At 33.6% G+C, this 22,018-nt stretch carries 9 protein-coding genes; 7 read left to right on the forward strand and 2 right to left on the reverse strand.

Annotation, left to right across the window (positions count from 1 at the left end; translation table 11 throughout):
• Nucleotides 1-19: 19 nt before the first annotated feature.
• Nucleotides 20-3,856 carry a type IX secretion system sortase PorU gene (gene porU, locus P2W65_RS08170; protein WP_289664798.1) on the reverse strand — a complete coding sequence of 1,279 codons (3,837 nt, stop codon included), beginning with the start codon at nucleotides 3,854-3,856 and terminating at the stop codon, nucleotides 20-22.
• Nucleotides 3,857-4,070: 214 nt separating this feature from the next.
• Here porU and gldJ point away from each other — a divergent pair, with 214 nt between their 5' ends.
• On the forward strand, nucleotides 4,071-5,756 hold the full coding sequence (gene gldJ, locus P2W65_RS08175) for a gliding motility lipoprotein GldJ (protein ID WP_289666173.1): 1,686 nt from the start codon (nucleotides 4,071-4,073) through the stop codon (nucleotides 5,754-5,756).
• Nucleotides 5,757-5,873: 117 nt separating this feature from the next.
• Nucleotides 5,874-7,160 carry a UDP-N-acetylmuramoyl-tripeptide--D-alanyl-D-alanine ligase gene (locus P2W65_RS08180; RefSeq protein ID WP_289664799.1) on the forward strand — a complete coding sequence of 429 codons (1,287 nt, stop codon included), beginning with the start codon at nucleotides 5,874-5,876 and terminating at the stop codon, nucleotides 7,158-7,160.
• A gap of 39 nt (nucleotides 7,161-7,199) precedes the next feature.
• On the opposite strand, the gene P2W65_RS08185 is transcribed toward P2W65_RS08180, so the two are convergent.
• Complete coding sequence (locus P2W65_RS08185; RefSeq protein ID WP_289664800.1) at nucleotides 7,200-10,079, reverse strand: helix-turn-helix and ligand-binding sensor domain-containing protein; 2,880 nt, start codon at nucleotides 10,077-10,079, stop codon at nucleotides 7,200-7,202.
• Between the two features lie 344 nt (nucleotides 10,080-10,423).
• Here P2W65_RS08185 and P2W65_RS08190 point away from each other — a divergent pair, with 344 nt between their 5' ends.
• From P2W65_RS08190 to P2W65_RS08210, 5 genes are all read left to right on the forward strand, one after another.
• A complete protein-coding gene (locus P2W65_RS08190) occupies nucleotides 10,424-13,654 on the forward strand; it encodes a SusC/RagA family TonB-linked outer membrane protein (protein WP_289664802.1) in 3,231 nt (1,076 codons plus the stop codon).
• 16 nt (nucleotides 13,655-13,670) lie between these two features.
• Nucleotides 13,671-15,377 (forward strand): RagB/SusD family nutrient uptake outer membrane protein, encoded by a 1,707-nt coding sequence (locus tag P2W65_RS08195; protein WP_289664803.1) that lies wholly within the window; start codon nucleotides 13,671-13,673, stop codon nucleotides 15,375-15,377.
• 28 nt (nucleotides 15,378-15,405) lie between these two features.
• The gene (locus P2W65_RS08200; protein WP_289664805.1) at nucleotides 15,406-16,197 is read left to right on the forward strand and encodes a hypothetical protein; all 792 of its coding nucleotides are present in this window, start codon (nucleotides 15,406-15,408) and stop codon (nucleotides 16,195-16,197) included.
• Nucleotides 16,198-17,368: 1,171 nt separating this feature from the next.
• Nucleotides 17,369-20,476 (forward strand): SusC/RagA family TonB-linked outer membrane protein, encoded by a 3,108-nt coding sequence (locus P2W65_RS08205; RefSeq protein WP_289664806.1) that lies wholly within the window; start codon nucleotides 17,369-17,371, stop codon nucleotides 20,474-20,476.
• Between the two features lie 14 nt (nucleotides 20,477-20,490).
• Nucleotides 20,491-22,002 (forward strand): RagB/SusD family nutrient uptake outer membrane protein, encoded by a 1,512-nt coding sequence (locus P2W65_RS08210; protein WP_289664808.1) that lies wholly within the window; start codon nucleotides 20,491-20,493, stop codon nucleotides 22,000-22,002.
• Nucleotides 22,003-22,018 lie beyond the last annotated feature (16 nt).

Raw genomic sequence — 22,018 nt, forward strand, 5'->3', positions numbered from 1 at the left:
GGTGCAAATATATATAATATTATAGGATGACAAGCTTTTCGTATTTTTCTGCTTTTTTATTTGTTAAATTTGATTTCACAGTTAATTTGTAAATATACACTCCTTTTCCAATTCTGTCTCCAAAATCGTCTTTTCCATCCCATGTAATCTCTCTCGATAAAAATCCTTCTGTCGTTATAGTTTGGTTTTTTGTCCAAACCACTTTTCCTGTTATAGTCATTACTTGCACTTGCACATCTAAGGGTTCGTAAGGTCTATTGTGAGAAAACCAAAATTGTGTATAAGTTGAAAAAGGATTAGGATAGTTAAGAACATGTGATAATGTCAATGATTCGTCTCCTACAACCGTAAATTGAATCTCGCTTGTAACAGGATTATTGTATACGTCCCAAGCGGTAAAACTTATGGTGTGGAGCCCCGGAGCTAAATTTCTAAACGGAAAACGCAGGTTTCCATTGGTGTAATCGTCTAATTTTGTTTGATAGTAATCGTTCAAAATATAAGGATTGCTCACATCTCCATCTAAAATAGCTACAATATCATGTCCAATTCCACTTGCTGTATTAATTCCGTTTTCGTCTTCTAAAAAAGCTAAAAGGAATGGAGATTCGTTTGTGATGCCTCCAGATACAAAAGTTTCATCGTTCATATATAACTTAACTTTCGGGCTAATATTGTCCTGCGGTGCATTTTCATTAATCCCTCCAATCTTAATAATGTTATTATATCCAGTTTGGTTTTCTAAAGTAGTATTTTTCTTTGAATAAAAGCTAATTTTTCCATTATCAACAGGAATTCGGATATCTCTTGGAACTACAAAGCTGAATTCAAATTGACCGTTTGCAACTGAAGCATTTCCTCTGAAAATGGTTTCACCCAAAGTTTTAAACTGCATAGGCGGACTTAATCCATCATTGTTTAAAGTTGAATTCGTAAGCATTTTGTCAAAAATAGCAGTAGCTAATTCTCCATTATAATTACTTAACAAAATATTGTTTTCGTCTGTGATTTCTCCAGATATTTTAATTTTAGATAATGATTTAAAATCGGGTATAGGCTGAGAAATTGCAATATCATTTACTTTTGTTAGGTTGATTCTAGGTTTTGGAATCGCCAGCATTAAAGCAGGATCACCTAAATAGGTAACTACATTGCTGCCTGAGCTGGAGTTTTCGTTTTTAGAAATTCTCAGAGATTCTGCTATACTGTTGTATTGATTTGAGCCGAATGAAAGAAGATTTTTGTTTAAAGTACTGTTAAAGCTTTCTCCGTTTATTTTTCCAATTTGGCGAATGGTAGTCAGCATAGAAATGGCTCCGCCTTTAGGATTCCAATAGACATATTCCCCGGCAGTTGGTCTTGATGGATCATCAAATCTAGAAAATTCACAAGTGATGGTTATAAAAAGAGGATACTTATATTGATTGTTCAGGTTTTGGCCATCTGACTTTTCCCAAATTCTTTCGCTCGCAAGCCCATCTTCTCCGCCATGTCCTAGATAATTAAATACTAATGCTCCTTTTTCAAAAGCATTAAAGAAATCAGTTCTGGCTTTAGGGTATCTGGCTCCTCCGGCAGAAGCCTCTTGTGTATAGGCGTCTAAGAATATTTTTTCGATATTGAAAAAAGGTTTTTCAGTTGCAATTAAATCGGCTAATGCATTTTGGTTTGCCTGTAATGTTTGATCTCCAGCGGCGTCTGTATCGTCACTGATTAAAACAAAATTATTTCTCCAGTTTCCATATGATTTTGTGTCATGATATTCTAAAACTTTATTAACCATTTCTTGTGCTTGTGCATTGTCTGAAACGATCATACGTCCAGTTGCAATGTCAATTCCGTCAAATGGATATCCAACAATTCCTTCGTTTGCATCCATAAGTCCATAGAAGTCATCAGTGGCAAATCCGCCTTCGCCAACAGTAGTACTTGTTAGCGATTGATAAATAGGTACGATGTTGGTGTTGTTTGGAATTCGATCCTTGTAATCATAAGAAGCATCTCCAAATAAGTTTAAATATTTTATTCTTTTTTCTGTAGAAGAGGCGTTCTCATAAATGTATTTTACGAAATTTCTAATCCCTGCAATATCTTGCTTTCCTGACGAGAATTCCTGATAGATATTTTCGAGCGAAACAACTTTGACATTTAAATTTGAATTGTTTCGATGAAAGTTGGCCAGTCTTTCTGCTTGAGAAACTAAAGATTTTGGTGTGACAATTAAATAATCGATGTCTTGAAAAGCATTTTGATTGTTTCTAAAAATAGTTCCTTTTAAGTTTTGATTTGCAATTTTAGACTGGTTTTCTTTTAAAGGAGTGTAATAATCAGATGCATCTATTGCTACATATTTTCGAATTTCTCCTAAATTGGCTTTAAAGCTAAAGCTGGCTTGGTTTGGGTTTTCAATTCTGGATACATTATATAGGTCAGTAACATCCCAGATTTGAGATATTCCCGTAGCGTTCCCAATTGTGTAATTGACAACTCCAGTTGTAGAGCCAGCGTCATTATATTGAAATGGAAACTGTTTTCCAGTTCCTGTAAGTTTTCGTTTTGCAGTTAGATTAATGTAGTCAAGGTAGCCTTTTGAGCCAGGAACTCCATTGTTGTTATAAATTAGTTTTATTTTAATGTTGTCAGCTCCTGTAAAAGTTGTGTTAGGAGGTAAGCTTTTGCTGAAGTACTTATTTTCGGAATCAGGTGTTAAAAAAGAATAATTTATCGTTCCAACATTTTGTCCATTTGCGGTAATCGCGAATGAAGTATTTGTAAATGCGGCAGAAGCAGCGGTTACCTCTATTTTTACAGGTATGGTGGTGTCAAGATTTGGAAAAGTAAATGAAAACTCTTGTTCCTGATTAATGTCAAATGATTCTCCAAGCCATTGACGGCCTAAATGAACAACGTTAGTTTGATCAATTTCATGAAATTGATAGTCATCAAACGTGTTTAGCTCTACTGTGCTGTTGGCTGTTGGCTGATTAAAATTTGGGATTCTTTTTCCATCTGTGCCAGAAGCTGTAATGTAATAATAGGATTTAGAATCGTATAAATTTAAGTTGGTCTGGCTTTCAGAGTTCCAATTTTCAACTCCTTCAGCATAAAAAAGAATATAATCTTCATTGTTGAAAACACCGTCGCTTTCGCCAATTACCTGAATGGTGTTTTCTGTTAAGTCATCAGGATAATAAATATTATTGGCCAAAGGAAGCATTTTACCTCCATTTCCATAGATTTTTATTCTTCGTGGATCTACTTTTGAAGGATCAAAGCCTAAGCTTTGTAAAAAAGATCTGGTAATCTTATATACGCCAGATTTTTGAATATAAAAACGATACCAATCTCCTGAAGCTAATACAGAATTTGAAATTACAGCAGTTTTTTGAAAAATAGAATTGCTGGTATTTCTAGCTGCCGAAGAATTAATAGAATAAGAAAAAGATTTGATTCTTTTAAAGCCATTTCCGTCTTTTATAATGGGGGATAAAGAAAGAAAAGTACGTTTTAAGTCTCTAGAATTTGTAATAATTAAGGATTCATTTGGTTTTGTAGGGATGTTTTCAATAGTTAAATCACCTAAATCCGCTCTTGAAACAGGCTCGTAAATGATGTTGCTAATTTGCACTGAACTGCCGTTAGGTGCATTAGTCAGATTTAGATTTTCTAATAACGTTATGCTTTTTTTTGTCATATCGAAACGAAAACTGCTTTCTAAGAAGTATGGAATCAGGATTTTATTTTCACCGTAATTTGCCTCTTTTTTATCTTGCCAATTGATTGTTATATCCCCATTTTGCTGAGAAAATGAGATAACTGGAATCAAAAAGAGGTAGATGAAAATTAACTGTTTCATTGGTTTAAAAAGTGAAATTTAATTAAAAAATAATTAGTAAGTAAAAATATAGTATTTCATGTTACAGTAAATAATAAAAAGTATATTTTTGCGTTCGTAACTAAAGGTTATTTTCCTGATAAAAAACAGCTAAATAAAATTATTAGAACAGATGTTGCCAATTAAATGTTAATTATTATATTGCAGCACCTAAATTTATCACCTAAGAATGAGTATGAAAGTAAACAAAATTGTAGTCTTGCAGTTAATGATGTCAATGGTATTGATGTTGGGCACGGCTAGTTGTAGCAAAAAATCGAGTTCGAGTCACGCTTCTAGAGCAACAGGCTGGGATGTAGATAGTCAGAATGGAACTGCTGCTAGAAATGCAGGTAAAAAACAACAGGCAGGTCCTGGTTTGGTTTTTGTTGAAGGAGGTACGTTTACTATGGGTAAGGTACAGGATGATGTTATGCATGATTGGAATAACACACCAACTCAACAACACGTTCAGTCATTCTATATGGATGAAACCGAAGTTACAAACGGTATGTACTTAGAATACCTAGAGTGGTTAAAGAAAGTTTTCCCGCCAACAGAAGAAAATTACAAAAATATTTACGAAGGAGCATCGCCAGATACTCTTGTTTGGAGAAATCGTTTAGGATACAACGAAACGATGACTAATAATTACTTAAGACATCCTTCTTATGCTAACTATCCTGTAGTTGGTGTTAACTGGATTCAAGCTGTTGAATTTAGTAAATGGAGAACTGACCGTGTGAACGAAGCAGTTTTAGAGAAAAACGGATATCTTCAAAAAGGTGCTAAAACAAATGATGTTAATGCTGAAAACGCATTTAATACTGAAGGATACTTAATGTCTCCAAGTACATCACGTGGTGGAAGCGAAGAAATTGTATTAAAGAAAAACCCAACTGGTAGAAGACCAAAAGCTGGAAAAGATGGTGTGGTTCCTGAAGAGAAAAATGTTTACGCACAACGTTCTTCTGGAATTATCTTACCAGAGTACAGACTTCCTACTGAAGCAGAATGGGAATATGCAGCTGCTGCTGATGTTGGACAAAGAGAGTATAACATCTACAAAGGACAAAAGAAATATCCTTGGTCTGGAGATTATACACGTTCTAATAAACGTAAAAACAAAGGTGATCAATTGGCTAACTTCAAACAAGGAAACGGTGACTACGGTGGAATTGCAGGATGGTCAGATGATGGTGCAGATATTACAAATGCTGTAAAAAGTTATGCTCCAAACGATTTCGGATTATATGATATGGCCGGAAACGTTGCAGAATGGGTAGCTGACGTTTACAGACCAATTATTGATAATGAAGCAAATGATTTCAACTACTATAGAGGTAATCAATATGCTAAAAACAAAATTGGTAAAGATGGTAAGATTGAAATTGTTACAACTGCTACAATTAAGTATGATACTTTAAGTAATGGTAAAGTTATTGCAAGAAACCTTCCTGGAGAAATTGCTCAGGTACCGGTTGATGAGCAAGAAACTTATTTGAGACAAAACTTCAGCACAAGTGATAATATCAACTATAGAGATGGTGATAAACAATCTTCAAGATATTTTGACTTTGGTGATTCTGAATCAGGTTCAAAAGCAGATCAAGCTATGTACAATTCTCCTAAACATAATGTTACTACAGACAGTTTAGGTAAAATGATAAGAAAATATGATAATTCTAGTAAACGTACTACTTTAATCGATGATAAAGTAAGAGTTTATAAAGGAGGTTCTTGGAGAGATAGAGCTTATTGGTTAGATCCTGCTCAAAGAAGATACTTCCCTCAAGATATGGCAACTGATTACATTGGTTTCAGATGTGCAATGTCTAGAGTAGGTGCAAAATCTGAAAGAAGAAAATCTCCTAGAAACTAAGATTTAGAATTTCTAGTATAGAAAATTCCAAATTCCAAAAGCTGCATATTCAGTTTGGAATTTGGAATTTTTTTATTGTTTTTTTTCTATTTTTATGGTCTATTTAAAATTTTATAAATGAATATTCAAGACATTCATAATCTGTTTTTACAATGCAGTTCTCTTTCTATTGATACCCGAAAAATTGAAAAGAATTCAATGTTTTTTGCGATTAAAGGAGAGAATTTTGATGCCAATACATTCGCTAAAGAAGCTTTGGATTTGGGTGCTTTATTTGTTGTTATTGACAACAAGTCCTATTATATTGATGATAGAACTATTCTAGTTGAAAATAGCTTACAGACACTTCAAGAGCTGGCAAAATTTCATCGTTCTTATTTAGCGCTTCCAATTGTTGCTTTAACAGGGAGTAATGGAAAAACAACAACCAAAGAATTAATAAATGTTGTATTGTCAAAAAAGTTCAATACAAAAGCCACTATTGGAAACTTAAACAATCATATAGGTGTGCCCTTAACTTTGCTTTCGTTTACAAAAGAAACTGAGGTTGGAATTGTAGAGATGGGAGCAAATCATCAAAAAGAAATTGAATTCTTGTGTCAAATAGCACAGCCAGATTTTGGTTATATTACCAATTTTGGAAAAGCGCATTTGGAAGGTTTTGGAGGAGTTGAAGGTGTAATTGCTGGAAAAAGTGAAATGTACCAATATCTCGCTGCGAATCAAAAAACAGTTTTTGTAAATCTTGAAGATCCTATTCAAATTGAAAAATCAAAAGGAATTAAATCTTTTACTTTTGGTGTGAATAACGAAGGCGCAGATCTGAATATTAATGAAATTACTGCAAATCCTTTTGTTGTCATTGATTATAATGATTTTAAAATAGACTCACATTTAATTGGACTTTACAACGCCAATAATATCAATGCAGCTGTTGCGATTGGAAAATATTTTGAGGTAAATCAAAGTGATATAAAGAGTGCTATTGAGAATTATATTCCTGCTAACAATAGATCTCAAATGATGCAAAAAGGCTCAAATGAGATTATATTGGATGCCTATAATGCAAATCCTAGTAGTATGGCAGTAGCAATTGCAAACTTTCTGCAATTAGATAAAAATAATAAAATTATGATTCTTGGAGATATGTTTGAATTAGGAAATGAAAGCCTATACGAACATAAAGTTATAGTAGATTCTTTGGGAGATCAAAATCAGGCATTGTGCTTTTTAATAGGAAAAGCATTTTATGCTAATCAGACTTCGAAAGAGAATATCAAGTTCTTCGAAACGTTTGAGACGTTTGCGGATTTTCTTAAAAGTTTTAAATTCAATTCGAATACGATTTTAATTAAAGGTTCTAGGGGGATGGCTCTAGAACGAACTTTAGAATATATTTCATAAAAAAGAGAAAGCCATTCAATAAAGAATGGCTTTCTCTTTTTAAATAGTCATTAAAAATCCGATTAGATTTTCTTTCTTGTTTAAACCTAGTTTTTTTCTTAAGCGATAACGTGCTAGTTCAACTCCACCAGTTGAAATATTCATGATTTCAGCTATTTCTTTAGTAGACATATTCATTAATAAATAGGTTGATAAATCTAGTTCTCGTGGAGAAATTGTTGGATATTGTCCTTTTAAACGTTTTAAAAACTCAAAATGAACGTTTTTAATATGTTTTTCTAAATCTTTCCAGCTTTTGTCAGTATTCACTTCTTTTACAATGCTTTTGTGTAATTTGCTAAATTCAGACTTAGTATTGTCGTCTAATATACTGGTATCTATATCTTTAAGTTTATGAATGATTCCATTTAGTACTTTGTTCTTTTTTACAACTTGTAAAGAGTTGTTTACTAATTCTTTGTCTTTTGCTAAGATTTTAATTTGAAGCTTATCATTTTTTAGTTTTTCGATTTCTTTTTCTAGATCATGTTGCTCATGTCTGATTTTAGATTCTTTCTCGAGATATAATCTACGCTGTTCGATAGTTTCGTAATATCTGTTTTTTCTAATTTTTAATTTAACTCTTACAGAGATTAAATAAGCTCCTAATAAAATTAAAATTAGGTAGAATAAATAGGCAAGAAAATGTCTATACCAAGGTGGAGAAACCGTGAATTCTACTTCGCTTATATTAGATTCTATTCCATAACTGTTTCTGGCTTTTAGTTTCATCACATAATTTCCTTCTCTCAAATTGGTGTATTCTTTCATAGATGTTGATGACCAGCCTCTCCAGTTTTCTTCAAAAGGTTCCAGTTTATAAGAGTACATTACGTTTTCTTGATTTTCGTATGTTGGCGAAGCAAACGTAAACTTTACACGATTGTATTTATAGGGCAGACTATATGATTCAGTTTTGGAAGTAAGATTACCGGTTAAAATAGTATCGCCAGGAAATGAAAAACTTTCAATGAAAGCTTTCGGTTTTGTCATAAAAGTATTCGGTATTGTTGAATTATAATGTGTTAATCGATCGGTTAATCCTATAAAAATGTTTTCAGGATCTATTGCGTTTACAGAGATATAATTATTTACTAGATTCCCCGTCAGATTAGAGAAAATGGACTGTTTTTTTGCGTAGGTTCCGTTTTTGTTTTTAACCAAAACGCCAAGGGATTCATTAAATACATACCATAAATTTCCAGAAGGATCTTCAATTAATGTATTGATGGTTGGAATTCCTTTAAATAAATTAGTAATCTTTTTGTCTTCAAAAAAAGCTTCTTGTTCAACCGAATATCTGTAGAAATGATTTTTTACCTGAAAATAGACCTTGCCATTAATATTTTGAAGACTGTTAATTCCTTTATGTTTTTCGGATATATTAACATGTTTTTTCATAAAATCGAATCTCATTAAATCATCGGATAATTTGACTTGATATAGAAACGGATCTTTTTTGAGCCATAAATAATTTTCGTCTATTTCTACAGAAAAGTTATTAGTGGTTTCGTCAAAACCTTTTACTTGATGTAAATAGTCGTAGCCAGTTCCGGATTTTTTAAAAACCGAAAAGCCATTGTAACTTTCTCCTATAATGTAATCGGGATGGTTTGGAATTTTTTTGAATCCAAAATATCCTTTTGTGTCCAATATTTTTGAAACTCTGTTTTTCTGGATAATTAGCGCCCCACTGTTGCTGGCGCAGATTAAGACATCATTCAAGACCTGAATATTCCAGACTTGGGAGATTGTTCCTTCGACTCTAGTAAACGGACTGTCTTTAAAGGATTGTCCCCAAGGATGATAAAAGAGACCTTGATTGGTAGCAACGTATAGATTTCCTTGAAATGTTGTTGATGCATAAACAGTTCCTATGTTGTAACTGTAATCAAAATAGGAGAAAGGAGAGTTTTCGTTTATAAACGTAATACCATTATCAAGACCAAGCCAAATGTTATTTTTGTTGTCTATAAATGATGCTAAAATGGTATTATTTTGAAGGCCTTTTTGTCGATTTAAGTGTTGAATTATTTTTCCATTTAAATCGCATATAATTGCGCCGTCCAGTACCGAATTAAGTACAATAAATTTATTTTTAATTATAGAACCTCCAAGAGAAGTGTTTTTCTTTATAAAATCATTAGCTTCAGTTTCCCAAGGTTTGATACTGCCATTTTCAGATACAAAAAGGCCTTTCTCTAAAGTGGCATACATTAATCGGTTATCTGGGAGTGGAAAAAGGGACCAGATTTCCTTATCATTAAAAAAAGTGGTGCCTTTAACAGCAGTAAGTCTTCTGTTTTTATATTCTAGTACACCCAGAGTTTTGTCTTGAAAATAGAGGCGGTTTTTTACCAAAAAAGAAAACTGAAATTTATGGGGAGCATTTAAGGTGGTAATTTTTTTACCTTTTAAAAAAAATACTTTTGAGAAAGATTGAAAGATAACCTCGCCATTAAAGATATGAATTCTCCAGATCAGATTTATATTTTCTTTGTCTATTGGGCTAAGTAAGTTGTATAAAGAATAGTATTTTAGAATTCCTTTTTCATTGATTTTAAAATATCCAAATTCATTATTTCCTCCAACAAAAATCCTTCCCAAAGCATCAATCTTTAAGCTTCTTATCTCTGATTTATTTGGTAAAGAATATTTGTGCCAGTTGGAACCATCAAATTGAATTAAACCACTGTTGTTGGCGAAGTAAATATTGCCGTTTTTATCTTGATCAATACTCCAGTTTTGAGTTCCCCCTTTGTATTCTGACCTTTTGTAGTTTTTAATGTCTGGAATTCCGATGTTTTTAACCTGAGAAAAAACTGAATTTTGTATGAAAAATAGTAATATTAGTATTAATGGTCTAACTATGAATTTCATAAAATTTTAAATGTATTTTTATTAGAAATGCTTAATAATGTACTTAAAATGTTGATTTTTCAATCTGAATAAATCTATATTTTTAAATTATTTTTAATTTATATCGTTGTAGTTGATGTTAATCTAATGTAATATACGTTTTTTTTAATTAACATTTTTATAACAAAATTTTGTCAAATCTAAAATACAGTAAATTAATTAATTAAAAAAAAAATGTTGTGTTTTTGTAGTGTAGCGATATTTAGTTTGAAGTGTTTTTGTAAGGAATTTTAATTCTACTTTATTGAAATTTAACATTATAATTGCATTGAATTACTAATTAATTAACCAAAATTTTTAGAAAAATGAAATTGACAAAATTACTTATTTTTTGTGTTTCGTCTTTATTGTTTTCAGTTATCGCATTCGCTCAGGATATTACGGTAACCGGAACCATTAATGACGAAAGTGGATTGCCCGTCCCAGGGGCAACGATTTTAGTAAAAGGGACTAACAAAGCAACTGCATCTGACTTTGATGGAAAGTTTCAGATTAGCGTTCCTTCAAACGGAACTTTGGTGGTTAGTTTCGTTGGTTTTGAAACTGCTAATGAGGTAGTAAATGGAAAAACAAAATTAAATGTTGTACTTAAAGCGGTATCTCAAAGTTTAAATGAAGTGGTTGTTATTGGATACGGCACACAAAAGAAAGCTTTGATTACTGGTGCTTCTACCAATTTAAAAGGAGAAACGATTCAGGATTTAAATACAGGTTCAGCCATGGAAGCACTTCAAGGTATAGCACCAGGTATTAGTATTACTAGAAATAGTGGTGCTCCTGGCGCTGGAACCAAAGTGACTATTCGTGGAATCGGAACAGTTGGAAATTCAAATCCTTTGTATATCGTAGATGGTGTGCCAGTTGGAGATATTGATTATCTAAACCCTTCAGATATTGAATCTATAGATGTTTTAAAAGATGCTGCTTCTGCCGCAATCTATGGTTCAAGAGCAGCTAATGGAGTTGTTTTGGTAACCACTGTAAAAGGACGTAAAGGAAGACCTGCTAGAATTAGTTATGACTCTTACTTTGGTATTCAAAACATTTATAAAAATTTGGATCCTTTGAATGCGCAGGAATATATGTATATTATGGATGAAGGAAGAGTTAACGATGGACTTGCGCCAACTGATTGGAAAGCTACGCTGACCAATAATAGCTGGCTGGAAGCAAATTATCCTGGTGCAGGAACGCAATTAGGAAATGAAATTTGGGACAAGTTGCAAAATGGCTGGACTGGGACTAATTGGGTTAATGAAATGTCTAAAAAAGATGCGCCAATTGTTAGTCACTCTATAAATATGACAGGTGGAAGTGAAGACATTATTTATTCATTAGGATTCTCGTATTTTGATCAAGATGGTATATTGGGTGGGAATCTTATAGATGCAGGATTTAAAAGATTAACTGCAAGAATGAATACGCAAATGGTATTGAAAAAGAATGAAAGCCATAGTATCATAACGATTGGAGAAAATTTAACTTACACAAACATTCAAAAGAGAGATGTGTCTTCGGGCGATATCTACGGGAATGATTTGCATAATGCCCTTACACAAAATCCGTTGCAGCCTGCTTACTGGCAGACGGCTATTGATAGAAACATAAGTCCATTTGGATTTACTCCTACTCTTGAAGGTATTTCTACGAATCAGACTAACCCTTTAGCTGTAATGTATTATAGAAGTAATTACAATTATCCGAGGGATCATAAAATTATTGGAAATGTCTTTTTAGAAGTTGAACCAATTGCTGATCTTCGATTTAAATCGGTTTACAATGTTGATTCATGGTTTGGGTATAGCAGATCAATGAATCCGACTTACCATTTAGGTGTACTTTATAATGATTCAGTAGATGGTGCTACACAATCTCAGTACTTTGGAGCAAATACGACTTGGACGAATACTGTTTCCTATCAAAAACAGTTTGGAAATCATAATATTAACGCTGTAATTGGTACTGAGTTACTACAAAATGTGGTAAATACAGATATTTCGGGTACTAGAAATGGACTAACATTTCCTGGGGATCCAAAATATGCCTATTTAAATAATACAAAATCTCCAACTTCAATTGCTGCAATTAATACTTCAGGAAAGGATACTGCTGCAGGTGGCGGTGGTATTATGTCTTATTTTGCTAGAGCTCAGTATGATTATAAAGAAAAATATCTTCTTTCTGCTGTAATTCGTCGTGACGGGTCTTCTAATTTTGGAGATGGTCACAGATACGGTAATTTCCCTTCTGTATCTGCTGGTTGGGTTATTTCAAAAGAAGATTTTATGTCTAGTACCTCAAAAACGCTTAATTTCTTAAAACTAAGAGGAAGCTGGGGACAAAATGGAAATCAATGGACGGATTATGCTTTTTATTATACGTCAAGTATTGCTTATGCATTTCCTGGATACTTTTTTGGAGATACTAAGCCCGTTTCTGGTCAAACGGCATATCCATCAAAAGTTCCAAATCCTGATGTTAGCTGGGAAACATCTGAGCAGTTAGATTTTGGATTGGATGCTAGCTTGTTCAATTCTAGGTTGGGATTAACTTTTGACTGGTATAATAAAACGACTAAAGACTGGTTGGTTGTGGCGCAGCTTCCAGGTACTGCTGGAGCTGGATTCCCTTATATTAATGGAGGGGATATCGAAAACAAAGGTTTCGAATTTTCTGTAAGCTGGAAAGATAAAGTTGGTGGTTTTAAATATGGGGCTACTGTAAGTGGTGCTGTAAATAAAAATAAAGTTACAAGGGTTGCTAACCAAGATGGAATAATTCATGGGGTTAGTAATGTATTATCACAAGGAACTTCAGAGATTTCGAGAGCACAAGTTGGTTTTCCGATAGGATATTTCTACGGTTACAAAACGGCAGGAATTTTACAAAATCAACAAGAAGTTGACGCTTATGTTGGCCCATCTGGACAGCCTTATTTTAATGACCAGCGCCCTGGAGATGTTCGTTTTGTAGATTTAAACAACGATGGTGTTATCGACGAAAAAGATAAAACAATGTTAGGAGATCCGAATCCTGACTTTCAATTAGGTATACAGTTAAATTTTGAATATAAAAATGTTTATTTAAACACCACAATGGCTGGTAAATATGGTATGCAGGTTATGCAGTCTTACCGATCTTTTGCTGATATGCCTAAGCAAAATTATACTTCAGATGTTTTTAACCGCTGGCATGGTGAAGGTACTTCTAATACAATGCCTCGTTTAAGTTCAGTTTCAAATAGAAACTCAAACTATATTTCGGATATATACGTACACAATGCAGATTATTTGAGAATTAATAACTTGACGGTAGGTTATAATTTTAATGAATTATTAAAAGACTTTACATTTATTTCTAATCTTAAATTCTATGTTGCAGTAAATAACCTATACACATTTACTAAATATGATGGTATGGATCCAGAGGTGAGATGGTCAGGAAACAATACCACTACGGCTTGGGCTTCAGGAATCGATCTTGGTTTGTATCCACAATCGAGAACAGTAATGTTTGGGTTAAGTGCTGATTTTTAATATTAATACATTCAAAATGAAAAAACTAAAATATATTATAGCGATTTCAGTAATTTTTACAGCTTCAAGTTGTGATGATTATTTGGATCAAGACAATATTACCGAAAAGAGTTTAGTAAGTTTCTATAAATCTCCTACGGATATTGATGAGGCAATGGCGGGTGTTTATAACGCTATTTATACTAATGCTATTACTAGTGAAGAGCAAGTGGCCGCCAATTTGATGGACAACATGATGTTAGGTGGTGGAGGTCCTGATGATAAAGCTGCCAAATGGGTGGATAATTTTGAAGACCCAACAGAAGATACTTATCGCGATATGTGGGTGCAGTCCTATAATGGAATTTCAAGAGCAAATGCAATTATAGAAAAAGTTCCATTGGCAGACTTTTCTACCTACTTTAATACTCCTGCAGAGGCGGTCGATTTTAAAAATCAAGCATTGGGAGAAGCTTTATTTATGAGAGCTTTCTATTATTTTAGATTAGCTAAATTTTTTGGAGGAGTACCATTAATAATTACCTATGAAGGGGATAGACGTGCTCCAAGAGCTACTTACACAGAAACCTTTGCTCAAATTGCTTCGGATTTAAAATTAGCAATCGAAACAATGCCAGCTACTCCTTTTACAAGTATTCCTACCGCAAGATATGGACATGCCAATAAATGGGTGGCGCAGGCTTATTTAGGACGTGTATTTTTATTCTATACAGGTTATATGTCTAATATAGAAAATCAGGCAACAGCAGATTTGCCACTTGCTGGTGGAGGTTCTATTACTAGTGCACAGGTAGCTACTTATTTAAGTGATTGTATAAGCAACAGTGGGTATAAATTGGTTCCAGATTTTAGAAATCTTTGGCCTTACTCTTATTTAAATAAGGCTTCAGGAACTAACATATTACCTTGGGCAGCAGCTGAAGGTTTGGCATGGGTTGGTCAAGATGGAGCTAGTCCAACGTTTGGAACAGGAAATTTGGAAACGATGTTTGTACAAAGGTTTTCATTTGGAGATTGGGGGTGGACAAATGGTAATATTTATACCAATAGGCTGACCTTATATAATTCAATTCGTGGTAACTCATTGGTTCCTTTTGGTGAAGGATGGGGATGGTGTACTGTAAATCCTAAATTATATAGCGGATGGTCAGATCTTGATCCAAGAAAAAGGGGGTCTATTTTAGAGGTTGGTAGAGTTGATCAAGGAACTGGAAATTATGCTAAAGACAAAGGTGATCATGAAACAGGCTTATTTAATAAAAAGTATGTTTCGCTTCAATATGATAATGGTAAAGGTGCAAACGTTGGAATGTTTGTACAGTTATATGACTGGGCTAATGCAGAAATGCAGTTAATGCATGCACAGGATTTTATCTTTATGCGTTTTGCTGATGTGTTATTAATGCATTCGGAAATTACTAAAACAGCAGATGGTATGAATACCGTTAGAGCAAGAGCAAAATTAGATCCTGTGGGATATTCATTAAGTGCACTAAAAGAAGAGCGTTTGCATGAATTTGCTTTTGAAGCTTTACATTGGTTTGATCTGGTACGTTGGGGAGATGTTAATACAGCATTTAATGATGTTATTCAGGTAAGAAATTCTGGAGTAGATGCAAATTACAGTGTGAAATATAGACCAGAGACTAAAGGTTTAGTTCCAATTCCAGAGACCGAGGTTAGACTTTTAAATGGGGTTTATACTCAAAATCCAGGTTGGTAATATTTAGTAACTAAAAATAACTAGAAAGATGAAAATTCACAATATAAAATATTTATTAATTGGCGCATTTATGCTTGCTTTTTCAGCATGTGATCCAATTGTAGATGAGCAGCATTTATCAGATTCGACCGATGTTGCAGGAGTAAATTTAAAAGTAACTCACAGTACGCCTGGAGGAAATAAGATTACGCTAACTATGGACACGCCTGGTGTTACAGGGTATTGGGATTATAATTTAGGAAAGGCCCTAACCAATGAGGCGACAATTGTATACCCTATTCCAGGGAAATCTACTTTTACTTTCGTAGGAACATTAGGCAGTAAATTTTTCACCAAAACAATCGATGCGCAAATTGATAAACTGGATACGCGTTTAGATCAGGACTGGTACGATTTAGTAAGTGAAAATACGGCTGCCGGAAAAACGTGGATATTTGCTGGCGTTGCGGGTACCGGAGCCGAATATTGGTTTATGTCACCGCCAGATAATCCTGATTCTGCAATGAGTCCATGGTGGAATGCTGGAGATTGCTGTCCTCCTCTTGATGTAGCAGGAAGCATGCATTTTGATTTAAATGGTGCAGCAAATTACAATCATTATCAAACGGCTTCTGCGGCAGCTGAAAAAGGCACTTTTGTTTTGGATATTTCCAATAGGAAGCTATTTATAACTGGTTCCAAAATTTTAGGCTATGAAGCTGGAAACACAGCAAATGAGTACAATATTATTACGCTGACAGAAGATAAGTTAGTGTTATATGTGCCAAGAAGTTTAAAAGATCCTACAACTGGATGGACATTTGTCTACAAACCACAATAATTTTCATGTTAGTTATTTTCGAAAGAGGAAGATTAAAAAATTCCTTTTTCGAATTCTTCAACACTCTTTATTTTGCTCTATAACAGAGTAAAATAATATAAATTTTAAACTACTATGGTTAGTTTAAGTTAAGTTTATTGCCTGGATAGCCCATAATTTCGATTATGGGCTATTTTTTTATTTATGACAAAAAGAGTTCAATATTGAGAGCTCATTATATGGGATGCTAACGCTAATCTGAGTAAATATTTACTCTTTTTTAGATTGCTTCTAAGCTTTTTTTGGGTATTAAATACATTAAGCCATTTAATCAGCTTTGTTTTGGACAATAGACCTCTTTTGTGCTTCATTTTAGGCTTGTTTTGTTCTTATTCTAGGAATTAAATTCAAGATAAGTTTTGTGTATTGTTTTAACTCAATAGTTAATTGCACAGCCTTCAATTTCCATATTTGAATTAATTTGAGAGTTTATGGTAAAAATCTATGGATTAATTTAGAGCTTAACTTTTTTTCTTTTTAAGAAGACATTTTAAACGAAACATAATCATCTAACTTATCTATATGATATTTCGCTTAATTATTCTCGTGTGTGTCTCCCTTTTCTCTAAGGATATTAGAGGTGTTGCAAAGGTAATTGTCAATTTTTCTCCAAAAAAACAATTTACGGTTCATTTTAAGATAAAAACAGACTCAAAAAATATTAAATCAAACTTTATTTTGAATGTAAAATCTTCTTAAAATAAAAAATATAAGATTTTTCTTGTGTTAAAATTTTTATTGATAATACAAAAATAACAAGGTAAAAATATCATATTCTCGGTTTCAGTTGTTTCATTAATTTTATTTGTTTTTTAGTTGTAAATATTTGTAAAATAAGTGTTTAATAGAATTGATGTTGTACTATCACGTTGTAGTATGTGGGCTTTTCAGTAATGTTTTCAAAAATTTTACCTATGTAGTGTTTATTGATGAAATTAACTTTTCTTTAGTATTATTTTTTATTTTTTTAAAACATTTAAAATCAATTAATTATGATTTTTTTGATGTGTTTTTATAATATTAAAATTTTCATTTTGATGTGTTTTTGTATGGATTATTAAATGCGAAAAACAAAAAAATAGTTTTAGTATTGCATCGAATTACTAATTAATTAACCAAAATTTTTAGAAAAATGAAATTAACAAAACTACTTGTTTTTTGTATTTCATCTTTGTTGTTCTCGGTTATAGCTGTGGCTCAGGATGTCACAGTAAATGGAATAATAAGCGATGAAAGTGGAATGCCTGTTCCAGGTGCGACAATTTTATTAAAAGGTACTACTAAATCTACAGCTTCCGATTTTGATGGGAAGTTTCAGATACAAGCACCTTCAAATGGAACTTTAACAATTACCTTTATTGGTTATACTACAGTAAATGAAGCTGTAAATGGTAGAACAAAAATCTCAATTCAATTAAAACCAGAATCTCAATCATTAAATGAAGTTGTTGTGGTTGGATATGGAACTCAAAAGAAATCGGTTGTTACTGGAGCAATTTCTAGTGTAAAAGCACAAGACCTTGAGAAAGTACCAAACGGACGTGTAGAACAAGCTTTACAAGGTAGAGTTGCCGGTGTTACTATTGCAGCTACTTCTGGACAGCCTGGCGCAGCTTCTAAGGTTCGTATTAGGGGTATAACTACTTTTAGAGAAGGCGGAAATGACCCTTTATGGGTTGTTGACGGAATTGCCATTGACGCAGGTGCAGTTGGTTTTATCAACCAATCTGATATTGAATCTATCGAGGTTCTTAAAGATGCCGCTTCTGCTGCAATTTACGGTACTCGTGCGGCAACTGGAGTTATTTTAGTTACTACAAAAAAAGGAAAATCAGGAAAAATTTCTGTGAATTATAGTGGCTTTGCAGGAATAGCTGCTCCAGCAAAAAAATTAGACTTATTGAATGCAAGTCAATATGCAACAATTATGAATGAAAAGTCTGTTGCAGATGGAGGAGCTATTAAGTATGCAAATCCAGATTCTTATGGTAAGGGTACAGACTGGCAGGATGCGGTTTTTAATAATTCAGCTTTTAGATATACACATGAATTAAGCTTTAGTGGTGGTGGAGAAAAATCTACTTTCTATGCTTCTTTTGGAGTTCAAGATCAGGAAGGTATCGTTGCAACGGATATTTCAAACTATACAAAGAAAAACTTCCGTTTAAATTCAACGCACAAAATTTCGGACTACTTTACTTTTGGACAAACTTTTGGATATACTCATCAAAAAATAAAAGATATTGGAAATATTAATAGTGAATTTGGTGGGGTACTAAGTTCGGCAATTAACTTAGATCCTATAACTCCGCTAATTGCAGATCCTTCAGTAATTGGAACAGGTTTTTATAACAGTCCAAATATTGTTTTGGATTCTCACGGAAATCCTTATGGTATTTCTCCGGTAGTACAACAGGAGATGACAAATCCACTAGCTTATACACAAACTAGATTAGGAGGTTATAACTGGTCTGATGATTTTGTAGGGAATGCTTATTTAGAAGCAAATATTACAAGTCATTTAAAAGTAAGATCGACACTTGGGGGTAAATTGGCTTACTGGGGTAATGAAATGTTTACGCCAACTTTCTATCTTAATCCAAACATGAAAGCGGATAGAAACAATTACAGCCAGAATAATGAAAAGGCATTTGCATGGAATATAGAAAATACTCTTAATTATTCTAACAAATTTGGGGATCACTCTATTAATGCTTTAGTAGGACAAGGTGCTTATGTAGAAAACATTGGAAAAACAATCGGAACTACATTCTATGGTTTGCCAATTACAAGTTACAAAGATGCTTCCTGGAATTTTAACCTTCCACAAGATGATATGGTAAGTAGAGCAAGTGATAAAATTGAGCATAAGTTATCATCTTTATTTTTCCGTCTAAACTACGATTACAAAGAGAAATATTTATTTACAGGAATTGTTCGCCGTGACGGTTCAACAAGATTTGGAGAGAACAAGAAATTTGGAGTTTTCCCTTCATTCTCTTTAGGATGGGTAATTTCGAAAGAAGGATTCTGGACAGAAAACAATATCGTTAATACATTAAAACTTCGTGGGGGTTATGGAGTTGTTGGTAATGATAATATTTGGGATTTTAAATATAGAGGTTTAGTTGTTGGAGGATACAATTACGCTGTTGGAAATGAGGGAACAATTACTACAGGTTATGGAAACTCTACTTTACCAAATGCAGATTTAGGATGGGAAGAGACATCACAGACTACTGTTGGTCTTGATGCCAAACTTTTTAATGACTTCACTCTTACTTTAGACTATTATAAAAAGAGAACTACCGGAATCTTAAGAGACGTTGTTATTCCTGGTTACGTTGGAGTTGTTGATGCACCAGCCGCAAATATTGCTGATATGAACAACAGTGGTTTCGAGGTAGAAGCTGGATACAAGAAAAGACTTGGTGATTTTAATTTAGGTGTTAATGCTAATTTTGCATACCTGAAAAATGAAGTTACTTACGTAGGATCTTCTACAAACTTTATTGCTGGGGATGCTACTTTCCAATCTATGGGGCAAGTAACAAGAACTCAGGTTGGACATTCATTTAATGAATTTTATGGTTTTAAAACTGCCGGAATTTTTCAAAATGAAGCAGAAGTTGCAGCTTACAAAAATGCTTCAGGTGGTTTAATTCAGCCAAATGCAAGACCAGGTGATTTCCGTTGGGTAGATAATAATGGAGATGGAGTTATTACTGATGATGACAAGCAATACTTAGGAACTAACATCCCTAAATATACTTTCGGATTTACTGTAAACTTAGACTACAAAAACTTTGATTTTATGGCATTTACTCAAGGTGCTGCAGGAAGCAAAATCTTCCAGGGATTAAGAAGACTTGATATGTTAACAGCTAATTATCAAACAGAAGCTTTAGGACGTTGGGTTGGAGAAGGAACTTCAAACGATTATCCTAGATTGACTAACAATGATCCAAACAAAAACTTCAGTAATATGTCTGATTTCTACCTTGAAAACGGAAACTACTTACGTTTGAAAGTTGTGACTCTTGGATATACAATGCCAACTGGTTTGTCATCTAAAATTGGAGCAGACAGAATTCGTTTTTATGTAACTGGAGAAAATTTAATCACTTTCACAAAATATACGGGTTATGATCCAGAAATTGGAGGTCAGGTTTTCGGTGTAGATAAAGGAGTTTATCCACAAGCAAGATCTATTCTGTTAGGAGCTAACGTTCAATTTTAAAAATTAAAAGAATTATGAAAACTATAAAATTTAAATATATATACTTTGCCGTAGCACTGGCAGCCTTAGCAGGAGCTTGTTCTGAAGATTTTGTGAGCATTGATCCAAAAGGGCAATTCGATTCAAGTACTTACTTTTCTAACGAACAGCAATGTTATGCAGCTTTAATTGGAGTTTACGATCCGTTGAGAAAAAACACTGGTGGTTTCGAAAATCTGGTAGCCATGTTAAATGCAGGTTCAGATGATTTTTATGCCGGAGGTGGTAGCGCAACAGATGGAAACGGAATCCAGAACTTTTCTACGCACTCTCTTACATCAATTAGTATTCCAAGTAGTTACTGGGATGATCATTATCAAGGAGTTTCTCGAGCTAACATGTTAATTACAAAGCTTCCAGCAGCCACTATGGATGATAATGTAAGAGCTAGATTTGCAGCAGAAGCAAAAACATTAAGAGCATTTTACTATTTCAATCTGGTAAGAATGTTTAAAAATATTCCATTGGTTTTGGTTCCTTTAACGACTCAGACTATTTATGATCCGGAACAAGTTACGCCAGATGTAATTTATGCACAAATAGAAAAAGATTTGTTAGAAGCTATTCCAGCTTTGCCTAATACTCTTGATGCAAAAACAGAATCTGGAAGATTCAATAAAGGAGCAGCTCAGGCTATTCTTGGGAAAGTCTATTTGTTTGAAAACAAAAAGACTGAAGCCGCTGCTGTTTTAGCTCAAGTAAATGGTACACCAGGAGCAACAAATCAGTATGGAAATAAATTGTTAGCTAAGTTTAGTGATTTATGGGTAACATCAAATAAGTTTAATGCAGAGTCTATAATTGAAGTATCTCATAGTAGTGCAGGTAATTCTGAATGGGGATTCTGGGGACAAGGGAAAGATGAAGGAAACTCTTTAAACGTTATGGTTGGACCAAGAGGTTATTCAAGACCTGACGGCTCTGATGCACCAGATCTTCCTGCAGGCTGGGCTTTTAACGTTGCAACTCAAAAATTATATGATGCAATGAAAACGGATCCAAGATTTGAAGCTACTATTTTTGATTTAAAAGCTTTAAAAGCAGCTGGTAAAGCAGACTATATTCCAGCTTACCAGGATACAGGTTATTTCCTTAATAAATATCTTCCGAGACAATCTGATGTGAGAACTGGAGGAGGGGCAGCTGAGTTGAATTACAAGCAAAATTCTTATGTAATCAGACTTGCTGATACTTATTTAATGGAGGCAGAAGCTTTAGGATCTGGAGTAAGAGCGCAAGCTTTGTTAGATGCCGTACGAGCTCGTGTTGGACTTCCATCTGTTCCTGTAACATTAGCAGCTATTAAAAATGAGCGTAGAATGGAATTAGCTGGAGAAGGACACAGATTCTTTGACTTAGTAAGATGGGGAGACGCTGCAGCAGCACTATCAGACAGAGGTTTTGATGCAGGTACAGATGAGATTTTTCCAATTCCTTTTAAAGAGTTAAATGGTACTAAATTGAAACAAAATCCTAATTATCAATAGTTTTAACCAATAAACC

Source organism: Flavobacterium panacagri, assembly GCF_030378165.1.
GTDB lineage: Bacteria > Bacteroidota > Bacteroidia > Flavobacteriales > Flavobacteriaceae > Flavobacterium > Flavobacterium panacagri.

What these genes read in the sequence shown, in the direction of transcription:
- porU (WP_289664798.1), bottom strand. Translation starts at nt 3,856, where the DNA reads ATGAAACAGTTAATTTTCATCTACCTCTTTTTGATTCCAGTTATCTCA.
- gldJ (WP_289666173.1), top strand. Translation starts at nt 4,071, where the DNA reads ATGAAAGTAAACAAAATTGTAGTCTTGCAGTTAATGATGTCAATGGTA.
- P2W65_RS08180 (WP_289664799.1), top strand. Translation starts at nt 5,874, where the DNA reads ATGAATATTCAAGACATTCATAATCTGTTTTTACAATGCAGTTCTCTT.
- P2W65_RS08185 (WP_289664800.1), bottom strand. Translation starts at nt 10,079, where the DNA reads ATGAAATTCATAGTTAGACCATTAATACTAATATTACTATTTTTCATA.
- P2W65_RS08190 (WP_289664802.1), top strand. Translation starts at nt 10,424, where the DNA reads ATGAAATTGACAAAATTACTTATTTTTTGTGTTTCGTCTTTATTGTTT.
- P2W65_RS08195 (WP_289664803.1), top strand. Translation starts at nt 13,671, where the DNA reads ATGAAAAAACTAAAATATATTATAGCGATTTCAGTAATTTTTACAGCT.
- P2W65_RS08200 (WP_289664805.1), top strand. Translation starts at nt 15,406, where the DNA reads ATGAAAATTCACAATATAAAATATTTATTAATTGGCGCATTTATGCTT.
- P2W65_RS08205 (WP_289664806.1), top strand. Translation starts at nt 17,369, where the DNA reads ATGAAATTAACAAAACTACTTGTTTTTTGTATTTCATCTTTGTTGTTC.
- P2W65_RS08210 (WP_289664808.1), top strand. Translation starts at nt 20,491, where the DNA reads ATGAAAACTATAAAATTTAAATATATATACTTTGCCGTAGCACTGGCA.